General features: G+C 71.8%; 13 protein-coding genes. 8 read left to right on the forward strand and 5 right to left on the reverse strand.

Going from position 1 to position 15195, the window contains the following annotated elements; all coding sequences use genetic code 11:
• Positions 1-2: 2 nt before the first annotated feature.
• Positions 3-563, forward strand: a complete 561-nt coding sequence (locus tag ACIBVL_RS35720) for a hypothetical protein (protein WP_399104038.1) — start codon at positions 3-5, stop codon at positions 561-563.
• A 4-nt stretch (positions 564-567) separates the two neighbouring features.
• On the opposite strand, the gene ACIBVL_RS35725 is transcribed toward ACIBVL_RS35720, so the two are convergent.
• Together ACIBVL_RS35725 and ACIBVL_RS35730 are read right to left on the reverse strand one after the other, a co-directional pair.
• Positions 568-1266 carry a response regulator gene (locus tag ACIBVL_RS35725; protein ID WP_399104040.1) on the reverse strand — a complete coding sequence of 233 codons (699 nt, stop codon included), beginning with the start codon at positions 1264-1266 and terminating at the stop codon, positions 568-570.
• Positions 1263-2894 (reverse strand): ATP-binding protein, encoded by a 1632-nt coding sequence (locus ACIBVL_RS35730; RefSeq protein WP_399104042.1) that lies wholly within the window; start codon positions 2892-2894, stop codon positions 1263-1265. The genes ACIBVL_RS35725 and ACIBVL_RS35730 overlap by 4 nt, the downstream gene beginning before the upstream one ends.
• Positions 2895-3016: 122 nt before the next feature.
• Between ACIBVL_RS35730 and ACIBVL_RS35735 the strand changes: the two genes are divergently transcribed.
• From ACIBVL_RS35735 to ACIBVL_RS35765, 7 genes are all read left to right on the forward strand, one after another.
• A complete protein-coding gene (locus ACIBVL_RS35735; protein ID WP_399104073.1) occupies positions 3017-4441 on the forward strand; it encodes a cation:dicarboxylate symporter family transporter in 1425 nt (474 codons plus the stop codon).
• 255 nt (positions 4442-4696) lie between these two features.
• Positions 4697-5104, forward strand: a complete 408-nt coding sequence (locus ACIBVL_RS35740; protein WP_399104044.1) for a YciI family protein — start codon at positions 4697-4699, stop codon at positions 5102-5104.
• Positions 5105-5112: 8 nt separating this feature from the next.
• Complete coding sequence (locus ACIBVL_RS35745) at positions 5113-6258, forward strand: RNA polymerase sigma factor (protein WP_399104074.1); 1146 nt, start codon at positions 5113-5115, stop codon at positions 6256-6258.
• A gap of 113 nt (positions 6259-6371) precedes the next feature.
• Positions 6372-6794, forward strand: a complete 423-nt coding sequence (locus tag ACIBVL_RS35750; RefSeq protein ID WP_399104046.1) for a MerR family transcriptional regulator — start codon at positions 6372-6374, stop codon at positions 6792-6794.
• Between the two features lie 3 nt (positions 6795-6797).
• Positions 6798-7112, forward strand: coding sequence for a thioredoxin family protein (locus tag ACIBVL_RS35755; RefSeq protein ID WP_399104076.1), 315 nt, complete (start codon positions 6798-6800; stop codon positions 7110-7112).
• Positions 7113-7281: 169 nt separating this feature from the next.
• Positions 7282-9504 carry a HelD family protein gene (locus tag ACIBVL_RS35760; protein WP_399104048.1) on the forward strand — a complete coding sequence of 741 codons (2223 nt, stop codon included), beginning with the start codon at positions 7282-7284 and terminating at the stop codon, positions 9502-9504.
• Positions 9505-9579: 75 nt separating this feature from the next.
• On the forward strand, positions 9580-10983 hold the full coding sequence (locus tag ACIBVL_RS35765) for a cytochrome (RefSeq protein WP_399104049.1): 1404 nt from the start codon (positions 9580-9582) through the stop codon (positions 10981-10983).
• On the opposite strand, the gene glgB is transcribed toward ACIBVL_RS35765, so the two are convergent.
• The 3 genes from glgB to ACIBVL_RS35780 all read right to left on the reverse strand — a co-directional run.
• Entirely contained in the window at positions 10980-13463 is a 2484-nt protein-coding gene (gene glgB / locus ACIBVL_RS35770; RefSeq protein ID WP_399104051.1) for a 1,4-alpha-glucan branching enzyme, read from the reverse strand. The genes ACIBVL_RS35765 and glgB overlap by 4 nt on opposite strands.
• Before the next feature lie 13 nt (positions 13464-13476).
• The gene (locus ACIBVL_RS35775) at positions 13477-14865 is read right to left on the reverse strand and encodes a maltokinase (protein ID WP_399104053.1); all 1389 of its coding nucleotides are present in this window, start codon (positions 14863-14865) and stop codon (positions 13477-13479) included.
• Positions 14866-14952: 87 nt separating this feature from the next.
• The coding region (locus ACIBVL_RS35780) for an alpha-glucosidase C-terminal domain-containing protein (protein WP_399104055.1) at positions 14953-15195 on the reverse strand (243 nt) is incomplete at its 5' end.

Below are 15195 nucleotides of genomic sequence, written 5' to 3' on the forward strand. Positions count from 1 at the left end.
GCGTGGCGGAGCCGGACGTCACCGTGGGGCAGTTGCTGCTCACGGAGTACCAGAGCGTCAAGGACGAACAGAAGGCCCGGATCGGGTTCCGGGACAACCTGCTGTACGTGACGCTGACCGTCGTGGCCGCCGTCATCGCGGCCGCGGCCCAGGCCGAGCAGGCGGCCATGCTGCTGGCGCTGCCGCCGGTGTGTGTGGTCCTCGGGTGGACCTATCTCGTCAACGACGAGAAGATCTCGGCGATCGGCCGGTACGTGCGGGAGGATCTGGGGCCCCGGCTCGCCGCGCTCGCCGCACCGGACGGCACCTTCGCCGCCTTCGGCTGGGAGAGCGCTCATCGCGGCGACGCGCGCCGGACGTCACGCAAGGCCGTGCAGCTGATCGTGGATCTGACCGCCTTCTGCGCCGTGCCGCTGGCCGCCCTGGTGGTGTTCTGGGTGGACGGCGACGGCGACGGCGGGGCGCTCCTGGTCGCCCTGTCCGTGGCGGAGGCGCTGAGCGTGGCCGGGCTGGGGGCCCAGATCATGGTGTACGGACGCCCGGCACCCACGTCGGGTGCCTGAGTCGTCACCGACCGGCCCGCACCCACCGGTACACCAACTCCGGCCTTCCCACCTGCCCGTACAACGGCTTGCGCTCCGTCCTTCCCGCCTCCACCAGATGCTCCAGATAGCGCCGGGCGGTGATCCGGGAGATGCCCACCGTCTCCGCGACGCCCGCCGCCGTCAGACCCTCCGCCGCCTCCCGTACCGCCGCCGTCACCCGCTCCAGGGTCGGCCCGCTCAGGCCCTTCGGCAGGGCCGCCGGGCTCGGGGCCCGCAGGGCCGCCAACGCGCGGTCGACCTCGTCCTGGCCGCTCGCCTCGCCCGCCGCGCCCCGGAACTCCGCGTACCGGACGAGCCGGTCCCGGAGGGTCGCGAAAGTGAACGGCTTCAGGACGTACTGCACGACCCCCAGCGACACCCCTTCCCGCACGACCGTGAGATCGCGGGCGGACGTCACGGCGATGACGTCGGCGTGATAGCCGGCCGCCCGCAGGGTGCGGGCCAGGTGCAGGCCGTGGCCGTCCGGGAGGTGGAGATCCAGCAACAGGAGGTCCACCGGCGTGCGGTCCAGCAGGCGCCGTGCCTCCGCCCCCGTGTGCGCCTTCCCGACCGCGACGAACCCCGGCACCCGCCCGACGTACATGACATGGGCGTCCGCGGCCACCGGATCGTCCTCGACGACCAGCACTCTGATGGGCTCCTCGCCCGGCACTTCCGTCATACCTCGACCTCGCCTCTCGAGACCGCCGTCGCCCGCAACGGCAGCCGCACCACGAACTCCGCCCCGCCCCCCTCGGCCTCCGCCACCGACAACGTCCCCTCGTGCCGGTGCACTGCCTGGCGGACCAGGGCCAGGCCCAGGCCCCGTCCGCCCGGTCCCGCCGGCTTCGTGGAGAAGCCGCGTTCGAACACCAGGGAGGCATGGGCAGGATCCACCCCGGCCCCCGTGTCCGCCACCCTCAGGAGCAGTTCGGTGTCCGCGGTGCGCGCGGTCACCGTGACCCGGCCCCGCACCGTGCCCTGCGCCGCGTCCACCGCGTTGTCGATGAGGTTGCCGAGGATGGTGACCAGGTCCCGCGCCGGCAGGGACTCGGGGAGCAGGCCGTCGTCGATGCCGCTGTCCTCGGACACGACGAGTTCCACGCCCCGCTCGTTGGCCTGGGCGGTCTTGCCGAGCAGCAGGGCCGCCAGCACCGGTTCGCTCACCGCCGCGACCACCTGGTCCGTGAGCGCCTGGGCCAGTTCCAGCTCCGCCGTCGCGAACTCCACGGCCTCCTCCGACCGGCCCAGTTCGATCAGCGAGACGACCGTGTGGAGGCGGTTCGCCGCCTCATGCGCCTGGGAGCGCAGCGCCTGGGTGAAGCCCCGCTCCGAGTCGAGCTCGCCCGTCAGGGACTGGAGTTCGGTCACATCGCGCAGGGTCACGACCGTGCCCCGCCGTTCGCCGCCCGACACCGGTGACGTGTTCACCACCAGTACCCGGTCGGCCGCCAGATGCACCTCGTCCACCCGGGGCTCGGAGGCCAGCAGCGCGCCCGTCAACGGGGCCGGCAGGCCCAGCTCCGCCACCGACCGGCCGACCACCCCTTCGGAGACGCCCAGCAGCTCCCGGCCGCCGTCGTTGATCAGCGCCACCCGGTACTGCCCGTCCAGCATCAGCAGCCCCTCGCGCACCGCGTGCAGCGCCGCCTGGTGGTAGTCGTGCATCCGGCTGAGCTCGGTCGCGTTCATGCCATGGGTGTGGCGGCGCAGGCTGGCGTTGATGACGTACGTCCCCACCGCGCCCAGCAGCAGTGCGCCCGCCGCCACCGCGATCAGGGCCGTCACCTGGCCCTGGACCCGCTTGCTGATCGCCTCGACCTTGATGCCCGCGCTGACCAGGCCGATGATGTGCTCGTCGTCGTCCTCGATCGGGGTGACCGCGCGGACGGACGCGCCCAGGGTGCCGGTGTAGGTCTCGGTGAACGTCCTGCCCCGCAGGGCGGCCGCCGTGTTGCCGCGGAAGCGCTGGCCTATCTGGTCCTTTTCGGGGTGGGTCCAGCGGATGCCCTCCGGGTTCATGATCGTCACGAAGTCGACCTCCGTGTCCTTCATGACGCGCAGGGCGTAGGGCTGGAGCCGGGCGGTGGGGTTCGGGGTGTCTATCGCCGCCCGCACCGAGGGGGAGTCGGCCACCGAGCGGGCCACCGCGGTGGCCTGGCGGCCCGCCGCCTCCTCGGCCTGTTTGCGGTCGCTGACGTAGGTGAACAGCGCGTACCCGGCCACGACGACCGTTATCAGGACGGCCTGCATGGCGAACAGTTGGCCGGCCAGGCTGCGGGGTCTCGGCACGCGGACGGGGATGCGCATGCCGTCAGTGTGCCCCTCGGGGTAAGCGCGAACTAAATGAACAGAAGGGTGACCGCCCTCACAGGCCGGGAGATAGTCACCGCATTCCCCATATCTCCCCGGACGTGAGCCGCACGCCGGTGATGCCGACGAAGACGTCAAGGAGGGCAGCCGTGGCCGCCAGCAGCACCCCCGATACGGCACCTGCCGCACCCGCTGTGAAGCGGGACCGCACCCACTATCTCTACATCGCCGTCATCGCCGCGGTGGCGCTCGGCATCGCCGTCGGTCTGATCTGGCCCGACCTCGGCGTCGAGCTCAAGCCGCTGGGCACCGGCTTTGTGAACCTGATCAAGATGATGATCTCGCCGATCATCTTCTGCACGATCGTGCTCGGCATCGGTTCCGTCCGGAAGGCCGCCAAGGTCGGCGCCGTCGGCGGTATCGCGCTCGGCTACTTCCTGGTGATGTCCCTGGTCGCGCTGAGCATCGGTCTCGTCGTCGGCAACATCCTGCACCCGGGCGACGGGCTGCACCTGACCGACGCGATCAAGGCCTCCGGCCACGAGCAGGTCTCCGACGAGGCGCTGCCGCCGGTCGAGTTCGTCCTGTCGATCATCCCGACGACCTTCCTCTCCGCCTTCACCGAGGGCCAGGTCCTGCAGACCCTCCTGATCGCCCTGCTCGCCGGCTTCGCGCTGCAGGCCATGGGCGACGTCGGCCAGCCGGTGCTGCGCGGTATCGAGCACATCCAGCGGCTCGTCTTCCGCATCCTCGCCATGGTGATGTGGGCAGCCCCGATCGGAGCCTTCGGCGCCATCGCCGCGGTGGTCGGCTCCGCCGGCCTGGACGCGCTCAAGAGTCTCGCCGTACTGATGCTCGGCTTCTACGCGACCTGCTTCCTGTTCGTCTTCATCGTGCTGGCCGCGCTGCTGCGCGCCGTCTCCGGGCTGAACATCTTCTCGCTGTTCAAGTACCTGGGCCGGGAGTTCCTGCTGATCCTGTCCACCTCCTCCTCCGAGTCCGCGCTGCCGCGGCTCATCGCGAAGATGGAGCACCTGGGCGTCAGCAAGGCGGTCGTCGGTATCACCGTCCCGACCGGTTACTCCTTCAACCTCGACGGCACCATGATCTACATGACCATGGCCTCCCTCTACATCGCCGACGCCCTCGGTACGCCGATGTCGATCGGCGAGCAGATCCCGCTGCTGCTCTTCCTGCTCCTCGCCTCCAAGGGCGCGGCGGGCGTCAGCGGCGCCGGCATGGCCACGCTGGCCGGTGGCCTGCAGTCCCACAAGCCCGCCCTGGTCGACGGCGTCGGCCTGATCGTCGGCATCGACCGATTCATGAGTGAGGCCCGCGCCCTGACGAACTTCGCGGGCAACTCCGTCGCCACCGTCCTGATCGGCACCTGGACCAAGGAGATCGACAAGGACCGCGTCAGGCAGGTGCTCTCCGGCGACCTGCCGTTCGACGAGACGACCCTGCTGGACGAGGGCGAGACCGTCACCGGCGCCCACGTGCCCGAGCCGCGCGAGGGCGGCGAGAAGGAACTCGCCAAGGCCTGATCCGCAGGCCCCTTCGCGGGGCCCCGCGGAAAACAGGATCCCTTGCGCAGGACCCCCGACCCCGGGTGTCCGGCCCCGCCTGAACCGGGGCCGGACATCCGGACCAGGATCCGGGCGGCTGAGTACTCCCCCGTAGCTCAGCCGCCCGGTTTCTTTCTCCGCCCGGTCCGCGTCGGCCATGTCGAGAACCTGTGACTGGCTCCGTCCCCGCAGTGAAGGCGACCACAATGGGACGCACCAGCGAGGAGAACCACCATGGCCAAGTACCTGCTGCTGAAGCACTACCGCGGCGCCCCGGCCGCGGTCAACGACGTGCCGATGGACCAGTGGACGCCGGAGGAGATCTCGGCCCACCTGCAGTACATGAACGACTTCGCGGCCCGGCTGGAGAAGACCGGCGAGTTCGTCGACGGCCAGGCACTCGCCCCCGAGGGGACGTGGGTCCGCTACGACGGCGAGGGGCGCCCGCCGGTCACCGACGGCCCGTTCGCCGAGACCAAGGACCTCATCGCCGGCTGGATGGTGATCGACGTCGACGGTCACGAGCGGGCCGTCGAGCTGGCCGGGGAGCTGTCGGCCGCCCCCGGGGCGGGCGGGAAGCCGATCCACGAGTGGCTCGAGCTGCGCCCGTTCTACGGCGTGTCGCCCACCGTCACGGAGTGACGACCCGGATGGACGAGGCCCTGCTCCGCAGCCTCACGCCGAGCGTGCTCGCCGTCCTCGTGCGCCGCGGAGCCGACTTCGCGGCGGCCGAGGACGCCGTGCAGGACGCGCTGGTCGAGGCGGTCCGCGTCTGGCCCGCCGACCCGCCGCGGGATGCGAAGGGCTGGCTGGTCACCGTCGCCTGGCGCAGGTTCCTCGACGCGATGCGGGCGGACGCCGCCCGCCGCCGGCGTGAGGACCGCCTCGACGAGGAGCCGGCGCCCGGGCCCGCGCCCACCAAGGACGACACGCTCCAGCTCTACTTCCTGTGCGCCCACCCCTCGCTGACTCCGTCGTCCGCCGTCGCCCTCACCCTGCGCGCCGTCGGCGGACTCACCACCCGCCAGATCGCCCAGGCCTACCTGGTGCCCGAGGCGACCATGGCGCAACGCATCAGCCGGGCCAAGCGCACCGTCTCCGACGTGCGATTCGACCAGCCGGGCGACGTCGCCACCGTGCTGCGCGTCCTCTACCTGGTCTTCAACGAGGGCTACTCCGGCGATGTCGACCTCGCCGCCGAGGCCATCCGGCTCACCCGGCAGCTCGCGGACGCCGTCGACCACCCCGAGGTCGCCGGGCTGCTCGCCCTCATGCTGCTCCACCACGCCCGGCGCGCCGCCCGGACCGCGCCCGACGGCAGCCTGGTGCCGCTCGCCGAACAGGACCGAAGCCGGTGGGACACCGCGTTGATCGCCGAGGGCGTCGGGATCCTCCAGGCGGCCCTCGCCCGCGACCGGCTGGGCGAGTTCCAGGCCCAGGCCGCCATCGCCGCCCTCCACGCCGACGCGCCCACCGCCGAGGAGACCGACTGGGTGCAGATCGTCGAGTGGTACGACGAACTCGCGCGCCTGACCGACAGCCCGGTCGTCCGGCTCAACCGCGCGGTGGCCGTCGGGGAGGCCGACGGACCGCGTGCCGGCCTGGCGGCGCTCGCGACGCTGGACTGTTCACTGCCCCGCCACACCGCGGTGGCGGCGTATCTCCACGAACGCGACGGCGACCTGGAGACGGCGGCACGGCTGTACGCCGAGGCGGCCCACAAGGCGCCCCACCTCGCCGAGCGAGACCACCTGACGCGCCAGGCCGCCCGGCTCAACGCCCGCCGGTGCCGCTGACGGGCGCGCTCGGATCTTCGGACAGTCCTGGCCATGGCGCGCCCCGTCGCTCACCGAGCGCGGCGGCCGACGCTCTTGCCTTGACGTCGGCGTCAAGTCGTACGTTCTTACGCATGCGAATCGGCGAGCTGGCCGCACAGGCCGGGACCACGACGCGGACGCTGCGGTACTACGAGTCACGGGGGCTGCTGCCCGCGCGGCGCGGGGAGAACGGCCATCGGACGTACGACGAGAGCGATCTGAAGCTGCTGCGGCAGATCAGGACGCTCCAGGCCTTCGGGTTCGACCTGGAGGAGACGCGGCCGTTCGTGGAATGTCTGCGGGCCGGTCACCCCGAGGGCGACTCGTGCCCGGCCTCGCTCGCGGTCTACCGGCGCAAGCTGGACGAGCTGGACGCGCTGATCGGGGAGCTGCGTGCGGTGCGGGAGCAGGTCGCCGGGCAGCTGGTGCGGGCCGAGCGGGCGCGGGACGAGCTGGCCGCCGAGGCGCTGGTTCCGGGGGGTCCGGAACCCGACTGCGAACTGGGAGGCCGGTAAATGGTGACCGATGTGACGGACGCGGACTTCGAGGCCGAGGTGATCGGGTCCGATCTGCCGGTGCTCGTGGAGTTCACCGCCGACTGGTGTCCGCCGTGCCGGCAGATGGGGCCGGTGCTCAAGGCCCTCGCCTTCGAGGAGGGGGACCGGCTGAAGGTGGTGCAGCTGAACGTGGACCACAACCCGGAGACGACCAACGCCTACAAGGTGCTGTCGATGCCGACCTTCATGGTGTTCCGGGCCGGTGAGCCCGTGAAGTCGATGGTGGGCGCGCGGCCCAAGCGCCGGCTGCTGGAGGAGCTGTCCGACGTGCTCTGACCTCGAACAATGCAAAAGAGAATCCCCCGGGCAATTGCGCTCGGGGGATTTCTTTGCGTATATTCGATGATTCGCGACTTCCAGAGAATCGAGTCGCGGAGAAGTTCAGTGGCCACAGTATATCCGGGCGGGAGCGGAATTGTCAAACACCGGCTTTCCAGACAATGAATTGCGGCGCGAGCAGGAATTCATCGACGACCTGTACGCCCGTGTGGACCGCCTGCGCGGTGACACCGAGGCCTCCGTCACGGACGCGCTCGCCCAGGGCAACACACCCATGCAGGCCCGACTGGAGCGGGACATCCTGGTCGCCGAGCGCTCCGGGCTGCTGGCCGCGCTGAACGCCGTGGACGGCTCGCTCTGCTTCGGCCGCATCGACCTCACCTCCGGGGTCAGCCACCACATCGGCCGGATCGGTCTGCGCACCGACGACGCCGAACGCACCCCGGTCCTCGTCGACTGGCGGGCGGACGTGGCCCGACCCTTCTACCTGGCCACCGGTCACACCCCGCTCGGCCTGCGCCGCCGCCGGCACCTCACCACCGAGGGCCGCAAGGTCACCGCCCTGCACGACGAGATCCTCGACCTCGGCGACCAGGAGCGGACCGGCCATGAGGACCCGACCGGCGACGCCGTCCTGCTCGCCGCCCTCGACTCCGCGCGCACCGGCCGCATGAACGACATCGTGCAGACCATCCAGGCCGAGCAGGACGAGATCATCCGGGCCCCCTACCGGGGTGTGCTGGTCGTGGAGGGCGGCCCCGGCACCGGCAAGACGGCCGTCGCCCTGCACCGCGCCGCCTATCTCCTCTACGAACACCGCGAGCTCCTCGCCAAGCGCGCCGTCCTCATCGTCGGCCCCAACCCCGCCTTCCTCGGCTACATCGGCGAGGTGCTGCCCGCGCTCGGTGAGACCGGCGTGCTGCTCGCGACGGTCGGGGAGCTGTTCCCCGGCGTCCGCGCGACGGCGACGGACACCCGCGAGGCCGCCGCGGTGAAGGGCCGCGCCGACCTGGCGGACGTGCTCGCCGAGGTCGTACGCGACTGGCAGTCGCTGCCCGACCCGGTGATCGCGATCGAGCACGACCGGGAGGTCCTGATGCTCGACGACGGCCTGGTGAAGGTCGCCCGCGAGCGCACCCGGGAGACGAAACTGCCCCACAACGTGGCCCGTGAGCACTTCGAGGGCCACATCCTCAACACGCTCACCGAGCTGTACGCCGAACGCGTCGGCACCGATCCCTACGACGGCTCCAGCCTGCTCGACGCGAGCGACATCACCCAGATCCGCGACGAGCTCGCCGAGAACCCCGAGGTGTGGGCCGCCGTCGACCAGCTCTGGCCGCGCCTGACGCCGCAGCGCCTGGTCGCGGACTTCCTCGCCGACCCCGTGGGCTACCTTCCCGACGAGGACGTGGCCGCCATCCGGCGTCCGGTGACCCGGGCGTGGACCGTGGCGGACGTACCGCTGCTCGACGAGGCCGCCGAACTGCTCGGCGTCGACGAACGGGTGGCCCGGGCGCGGGCGGAGCGCGAGCGGGAGACGCAGGTGGCGTACGCGCAGGGAGTGCTCGACGTGTCGTACGCCTCGCGCACCTACGAGTTCGACGACAAGGACGAGGAGGACTCCGAGGTGCTGTCGGCCCACGACATCATCGACGCCGAGCGCTTCGCCGAGCGGCAGGAGGAGGACGACCACCGCAGCGCCGCGGAACGCGCCGCCGCCGACCGGACCTGGGCGTTCGGTCACATCATCGTCGACGAGGCGCAGGAGCTGTCCCCGATGGCGTGGCGGCTGCTCATGCGGCGCAGCCCGACCCGCTCCATGACCCTGGTCGGCGACCCGGCGCAGACCGCGGAGGCGGCGGGCGTCGGCTCCTGGGAGAAGATCCTCGAACCCTACGTGGGGGACCGCTGGGAACACGCCCGCCTGGGCGTCAACTACCGCACGCCCGCCGAGATCATGGAGGTCGCGGCGGCCGTGGTACGCGCCGAGCACCCCGGCTTCGAGCCGCCGAGTTCCGTGCGGTCGACCGGGGTACGGCCCTGGGCGCGCGCCACCGACGACCTGCCCGGCGCCGTGGCCGAGGCGGTGGAGGAGCTGACGCCCGCCGAGGGCCGGCTCGCGGTCATCGCCCCGCGCCATCTGCACCGGAAGCTGGCCGCACGGCTGGACGGGGTGACGGCGGGCGCGGAGCCGGACCTGACGCGGACCGTCGTCCTCCTCGACCCGCGGCAGGCGAAGGGCCTGGAGTTCGACTCCGTGCTGGTGGTGGAGCCGGGGCTGTACGGCACCAGTGACCTGTACGTCGCCCTCACCCGGGCCACCCAGCGGCTCGGCGTGGTCCATACCAAGGAGCTGCCGAAGGCGCTGGTGACGGCGCTGACGTAACGCGGGATCACCAAGACGTAACAGTTCGCGCCGTGATCACTGCGTGTGCACGGCCGGTGCGGTAAGCGTAGCCGTATGGAAGCCCAGCCCCATGCCACCGCACCGGCCGACAGCCCCGCCCTGGGGTCGCTGCCCGTCCAGCCGCTGCTCACCGCGGAGTTCGACGCCGACCCCGGCGCGGTATACCGGCGGCTGCGCGGAACGTACGGCCCGGTGGCGCCCGTCGGCCTCATGGGCGTACCGGTGTGGCTCGTCCTGGACTACCGGGAAGTGCTGGAGGTCCTGAAGAACGAGAGCCTGTGGCGGCGGGACGTACGGCACTGGCGGGCGCGGGCGCTGGGCGAACTGCCGCACGACTGGCCGCTGCTCGCCGGCTACGAAGTGCGCCAGATGATGTTCATGGACGACGAGGAGCACCGCGCCGCCCGCCGCACCCACCACGCGGCCCTGCGCCCCTTCCAGGACGCCAAGAGCCCCGAGGGCTGGGAACTGCGCTCGGCCGTCGCCCGGTACGCCGACGAACTGGTCGCCCTGCTCGCCGCCGAGTCGGGCCGCACCGGCTTCGCCGACCTGGGCGCGCAGTACACCCGGCCGCTGCTGCTGATGGTCACCACCAAGCTGTTCGGCTGCCCGGTCGAACTCGGCGACGAACTCGTCATGGACCTGTGGCGGATGCTCGACGGCGGCCCCGACGCGGGCCCCGCCACCGGCCGGGCGCTGGCCGCCTTCACCCGCCTCGCCGCTCACCGCAGGGCCAGGCCCGGCGACGACCTGACCTCCTATCTGATGCTGGCCGACCCGGACCTCACCGACGAACAGCTCGGCCGGGAGCTGTTCATGAACGCCGTCTACCTCAACGACATCACCGGCAACATGGTCCTCAACACCCTCCTCGAGGTGCTGCGCGGCAACGCCACGGTCCGCCGCAGCCTGTCGGCGGGGCAGCTCGGCGAGACCGTCAACAGGGCCGCCCTCGCCAATCCGCCCGTCGCCAACATGTGCTTCCGGTTCGCCGCCCGGGACGTGCGGCTCGGCGAGTTCTGGATCCGCGCGGGCGACATCGTCTCCCCGTCCTGCGCCGCCGCCCACCAGGACCTGATCGCCATCGGCGCCTCCCACATGGTCGGCTCCGCCGTCTCCACCCGAGCCCATCTCGGCTGGGGCGCGGGCCCCCACCAGTGCCCGAGCGCGGCCCGCGACCTGGGCGCCCTCATCGTCTCCACCGCCGTCGGCCGCGTCTTCGACCATTTCGCGCAGGCCGAACTCGCCCTCCCGCCCGACCAGTTGCCCTGGCGCTCGGGCCCGGTGGTGCGGGGCCTGCGAGTCCTGCCGGTCCGCTACGAACTGGCCCATGACGCCCCGGTCCTGCACCGCCCGGACCCCGATCACTCCGCCGCCTCCCCCCATCCGGAGGGACAGGTCAGAGGACTGCTGGCGGCGCTGCGCCGGCTGATGTCCGGCGGCAAGAAGGACGGTTAGGCCGGCCGCAGCCACACCGTCGCGAGCGGGGGGAGGGCCAGGCGGATGCTCGCCGGGCGGCCGTGCCAGCCCTGTGGCTCCGGCTTGACCGGATCGGGCCGGCCCACCCCGCTGCCGCCGTACCGTTCGGCGTCGGTGTTGAGGGCCTCGTGCCAGGCCGGTACGTCGTCGGGGACACCGAGGCGGTAGTCGTGGCGGACGACGGGGGAGAGGTTGGAGACCGACAGGAGCGGGACGCCCTCGGTGTCGTACCGGAGGAAGGCGAAGACGTTGTCCTCGGAGGCGTCCCCGACCACCCACTGGAAACCGGCCGGGTCGGTGTCGCGCTGCCAGAGCGCGGGGGCGGAACGGTAGACGGTGTTGAGGTCGCGGACCAGGTCGCGCACGCCCCGGTGGTCGGCCTCGGCGCCGTAGGCCGGGTCGAGCAGCCACCAGTCCGGGCCGTGCGCCTCGGACCACTCCGCGCCCTGCGCGAACTCCTGCCCCATGAAGAGGAGTTGCTTGCCCGGGTGGGCCCACATGAACGCCAGGTAGGCCCGCAGGTTGGCGCGCTGCTGCCACCAGTCGCCGGGCATCTTCGACACCAGTGAGCGTTTGCCGTGCACCACCTCGTCGTGGGATATGGGCAGGACGTAGTTCTCGCTGTACGCGTACACCATCGAGAAGGTCATCTCGTGGTGGTGGTACTTGCGGTGCACGGGCTCGTGGCTCATGTACGCGAGCGAGTCGTGCATCCAGCCCATGTTCCACTTCAGGCCGAAGCCCAGTCCGCCGAAGCCGCTCGGGCCCCGGTGGTGGGTGGCCCGCGTGACGCCGTCCCAGGCCGTCGACTCCTCCGCGACCGTCACGACGCCCGGGTTGCGCCGGTACACCGTCGCGTTCATCTCCTGCAGGAACGCCACCGCGTCCAGGTTCTCCCGCCCGCCGTGCTCGTTCGGCGTCCACTGGCCCGGCTCACGCGAGTAGTCGAGGTAGAGCATCGAGGCGACGGCGTCCACCCGCAGCCCGTCGATGTGGAACTCCTCGCACCAGTACACCGCGTTGGCCACCAGGAAGTTGCGCACCTCGCGCCGCCCGAAGTCGAACTCCAGCGTCCCCCAGTCGGGGTGCGCGGCCCGCAGCGGGTCCTCGTGCTCGTACAGCGGACGTCCGTCGAACTCCGCCAGCGCCCACGCGTCCCGCGGGAAGTGCGCGGGCACCCAGTCCATGAGGACGCCGATACCGGCCTGGTGCAGCGCGTCGACCAGGTACTTGAAGTCGTCGGGGCTGCCGAGCCGGGCCGTGGGCGCGTAGAAGCCGGTGACCTGGTAGCCCCAGGAGCCGCCGAACGGGTGCTCGGCGACCGGCATCAGCTCGACGTGCGTGAAGCCGAGGTCCTTGACGTAGGCGGGGAGCTGCTCGGCCAGCTGACGGTAGGTCAGACCAGGACGCCAGGAGGCGAGATGGATCTCGTAGACCGAGAACGGCGCCTCGTGCGCCGGTAGGTCGGCCCGCCGGGCCAGCCACTCCTCGTCGCCCCACTCGTACCGCGAGCTGTGCACGATCGACGAGGTCGCCGGCGGGACCTCCGTGCGCCGGGCCAGCGGGTCGGCGCGCAGGGTGTGCGAGCCGTCGGGGCGGACGATGTCGAACTTGTACAGCTCGCCCTCGCCGACACCGGGCACGAACAGCTCCCACACCCCCGAGGAGCCCAGCGAACGCATCGGGTACCCGGTGCCGTCCCAGAAGTTGAACGACCCGGCCACCCGTACCCCGCGCGCGTTCGGCGCCCACACCGAGAAACTGGTGCCGGTCACACCCTCGTGGGTCCGCGGATGCGCGCCGAGCACCGTCCACAGCTCCTCGTGCCGGCCCTCACCGATCAGGTGCAGGTCCAGCTCGCCCAGGGTGGGCAGGAAGCGGTACGCGTCCTCGGTCTCCAGGGTCGTGTCCTCGTACGCCACGAGGAGCCGGTAGGCCGGGACCTCGGTCAGGGGCAGCAGCCCGGAGAAGAAACCGTCACCGTCGTCGTGCAGCTCCGCCCGCAGCTCGCCCGCGACGACCGTGACCGACCGCGCGTAGGGACGCAGGGCGCGGAAGACGACCCCTCCGGGCACCGGATGCGCGCCGAGCACGGAGTGCGGGGCGTGGTGAGTGCCGTGCAGAAGCCGCTCGCGGTCGCCGGCGTCCGGTGCGGGCGAGAAGGGCGGTGCGGGCGGGGCGACGGGGGCCGTCTTCGACGGCGCCTTCGTCGTGTCGGCCTTCTTGACCGCGGCCTTGACCGCCGCCTTGACCGCCGCCTTGGGTGTCGTCTCGGCCGTCGTCCTCTTCGCCACCGCCTTGGCCGTCGTCTTCTTCGCCGTTGTCGACTTGGCCGCCGTCGTCTTCTTGGACGCCGTCGTGTTCTTCGCTGCCGCCTTCTTGGTCACAGCCTTCTTCTTGCCCGCCGCCTCCTCGGCTGCCGCTTTCTTACCGGTGGCCTTCTTCTTCGGGGGAGTCACGTGCGGGGCCTCCTCAAGGCAAGTCGGGTGCGGCGAGGCGGTGTATCGCGGACAGCGGGACGGGGAGCCAGTCGGGGCGGTGCCGGGCCTCGTAGACGACCTCGTAGACCGCCTTGTCCGTCTCGTAGGCCCGCAGCAGGACCGGATCGGTGCGCGGGTCGCGGCCCGCCACCTCGGCGTACCCGGAGCAGTATGCCGCCCGGCAGGCCTGCGCCCAGCCGGGGACGGGTGACTCGGCCGAGTGGGCCGCGTAGTCGAAGGACCGCAGCATCCCCGCCACGTCCCGCACCGCCGGCTGCGGCATCCTGCGCTCGGCCGGCGGCCGGGCCGGCTCGCCCTCGAAGTCGATCAGCGCCCACTCCCCGGACGGCGCCCGCAGGCACTGCCCGAGGTGGAGGTCGCCGTGGACGCGCTGGGCGGTCCAGCTGTGCCCCTCGGCGGCCAGATCCGCCAGCGCGGTGTAGGCGGTGCGCAGCGCGGGCGCGTACGGCCGCAACGCCGGCACCGCCTGCGCCGCCGCGTCGAGGCGTACGACCATGGCGTCGACCATCGGCCCTATCTGCGCCGGTCCGAGCGTCGCCGTGGGCAGCGCCCGGGCCAGCGCCCCGTGCACCTCGGCCGTGGCCCGCCCCAGCGCCCGCGCCTCCGCGGCGAAGTCCTCCCCCTTGGCCAGCTCCCGCAGCGCCAGCTCCCAGCCGTCGGTCGCGCCCTGGACGTAGGGCTGGAGGACACCCAGGACGTACGAGCCGTCCGCGTCCTCCTCCAGGTCCGTCTCCATCCAGGCCGTCGGCGCGGGCACCCGGGGGCAGCCCTCGCGGGCCAGCGCCAGGGGGAGTTCCAAATCGGGGTTGATGCCGGGCGCGACCCGCCGGAACAGCTTCAGGATGAACGTATCTCCGTAGACGACGGACGAGTTCGACTGCTCGGCGGTCATCAGGCGCGGGACAAGACCCGACCTGATCTCCTGGTCCGGGTCCCGTTCGCAGCGCAGGGCGCCGATCCGGGCCCCGGTGCGCAGCGCCTCCAGGAGCAGCTCGGCGGGCCGGATGTCGTACAGGGCGTCGTACACGGTCCGTCCGGCCAGCGGCCCGTCCGGCACATGACCGATCAGGGCGGGCGCCAGCCGGGGCGGCAGGGCCTCGCGTACGCCGATGAGCAGCTGGTAGCAGTCTCCGGGGCTCTCCGGCTGATGGGCGCGCAGCAGCAGGTGGTACAAGCCGAACCGGGCTCCGGACGGCGCCAGCTCCGTGGCCGCGACCAGCGAGAACCCGGTGACCGGACGCCCCTTGCCGGCGAACCAGCGCTGCCGGGGCAGCCACTCCCGCAGCAGCGGGTCCAGTGACGCGAGGAGGCCCGGGCTCGTCGTGCCGGAGCTGCCGGAACGTGTGACAGTCTTCGCCATTGCGTCACATTCCTTTCCCCGGGGGGTCGGGGTGCTACTGATGCGTGCCCCGGGCGGGGCGAGGGAAACCGCCCCGCCACCGGAGTTCTAGGCGGCTTCCCTGCGGAGCCGGAACCAGTAGAAGCCGTGCCCGGCCAGGGTGAGCAGGTAGGGCAGCTCACCGACGGCCGGGAAACGCACCCCGCCGAACAGCTCGACCGGGTAGCGCCCGTTGAACCGGCTCAGATCCAGCTCCGTGGGCTGGGCGAAACGCGAGAAGTTGTGCACGCACAGCACCAGGTCGTCCTCGTATTCGCGCAGGAACGCGAGGACGGCGGGGTTGGAGGACTG

This window comes from Streptomyces sp. NPDC049687, assembly GCF_044465285.1.
Taxonomy (GTDB): Bacteria; Actinomycetota; Actinomycetes; order Streptomycetales; family Streptomycetaceae; genus Streptomyces.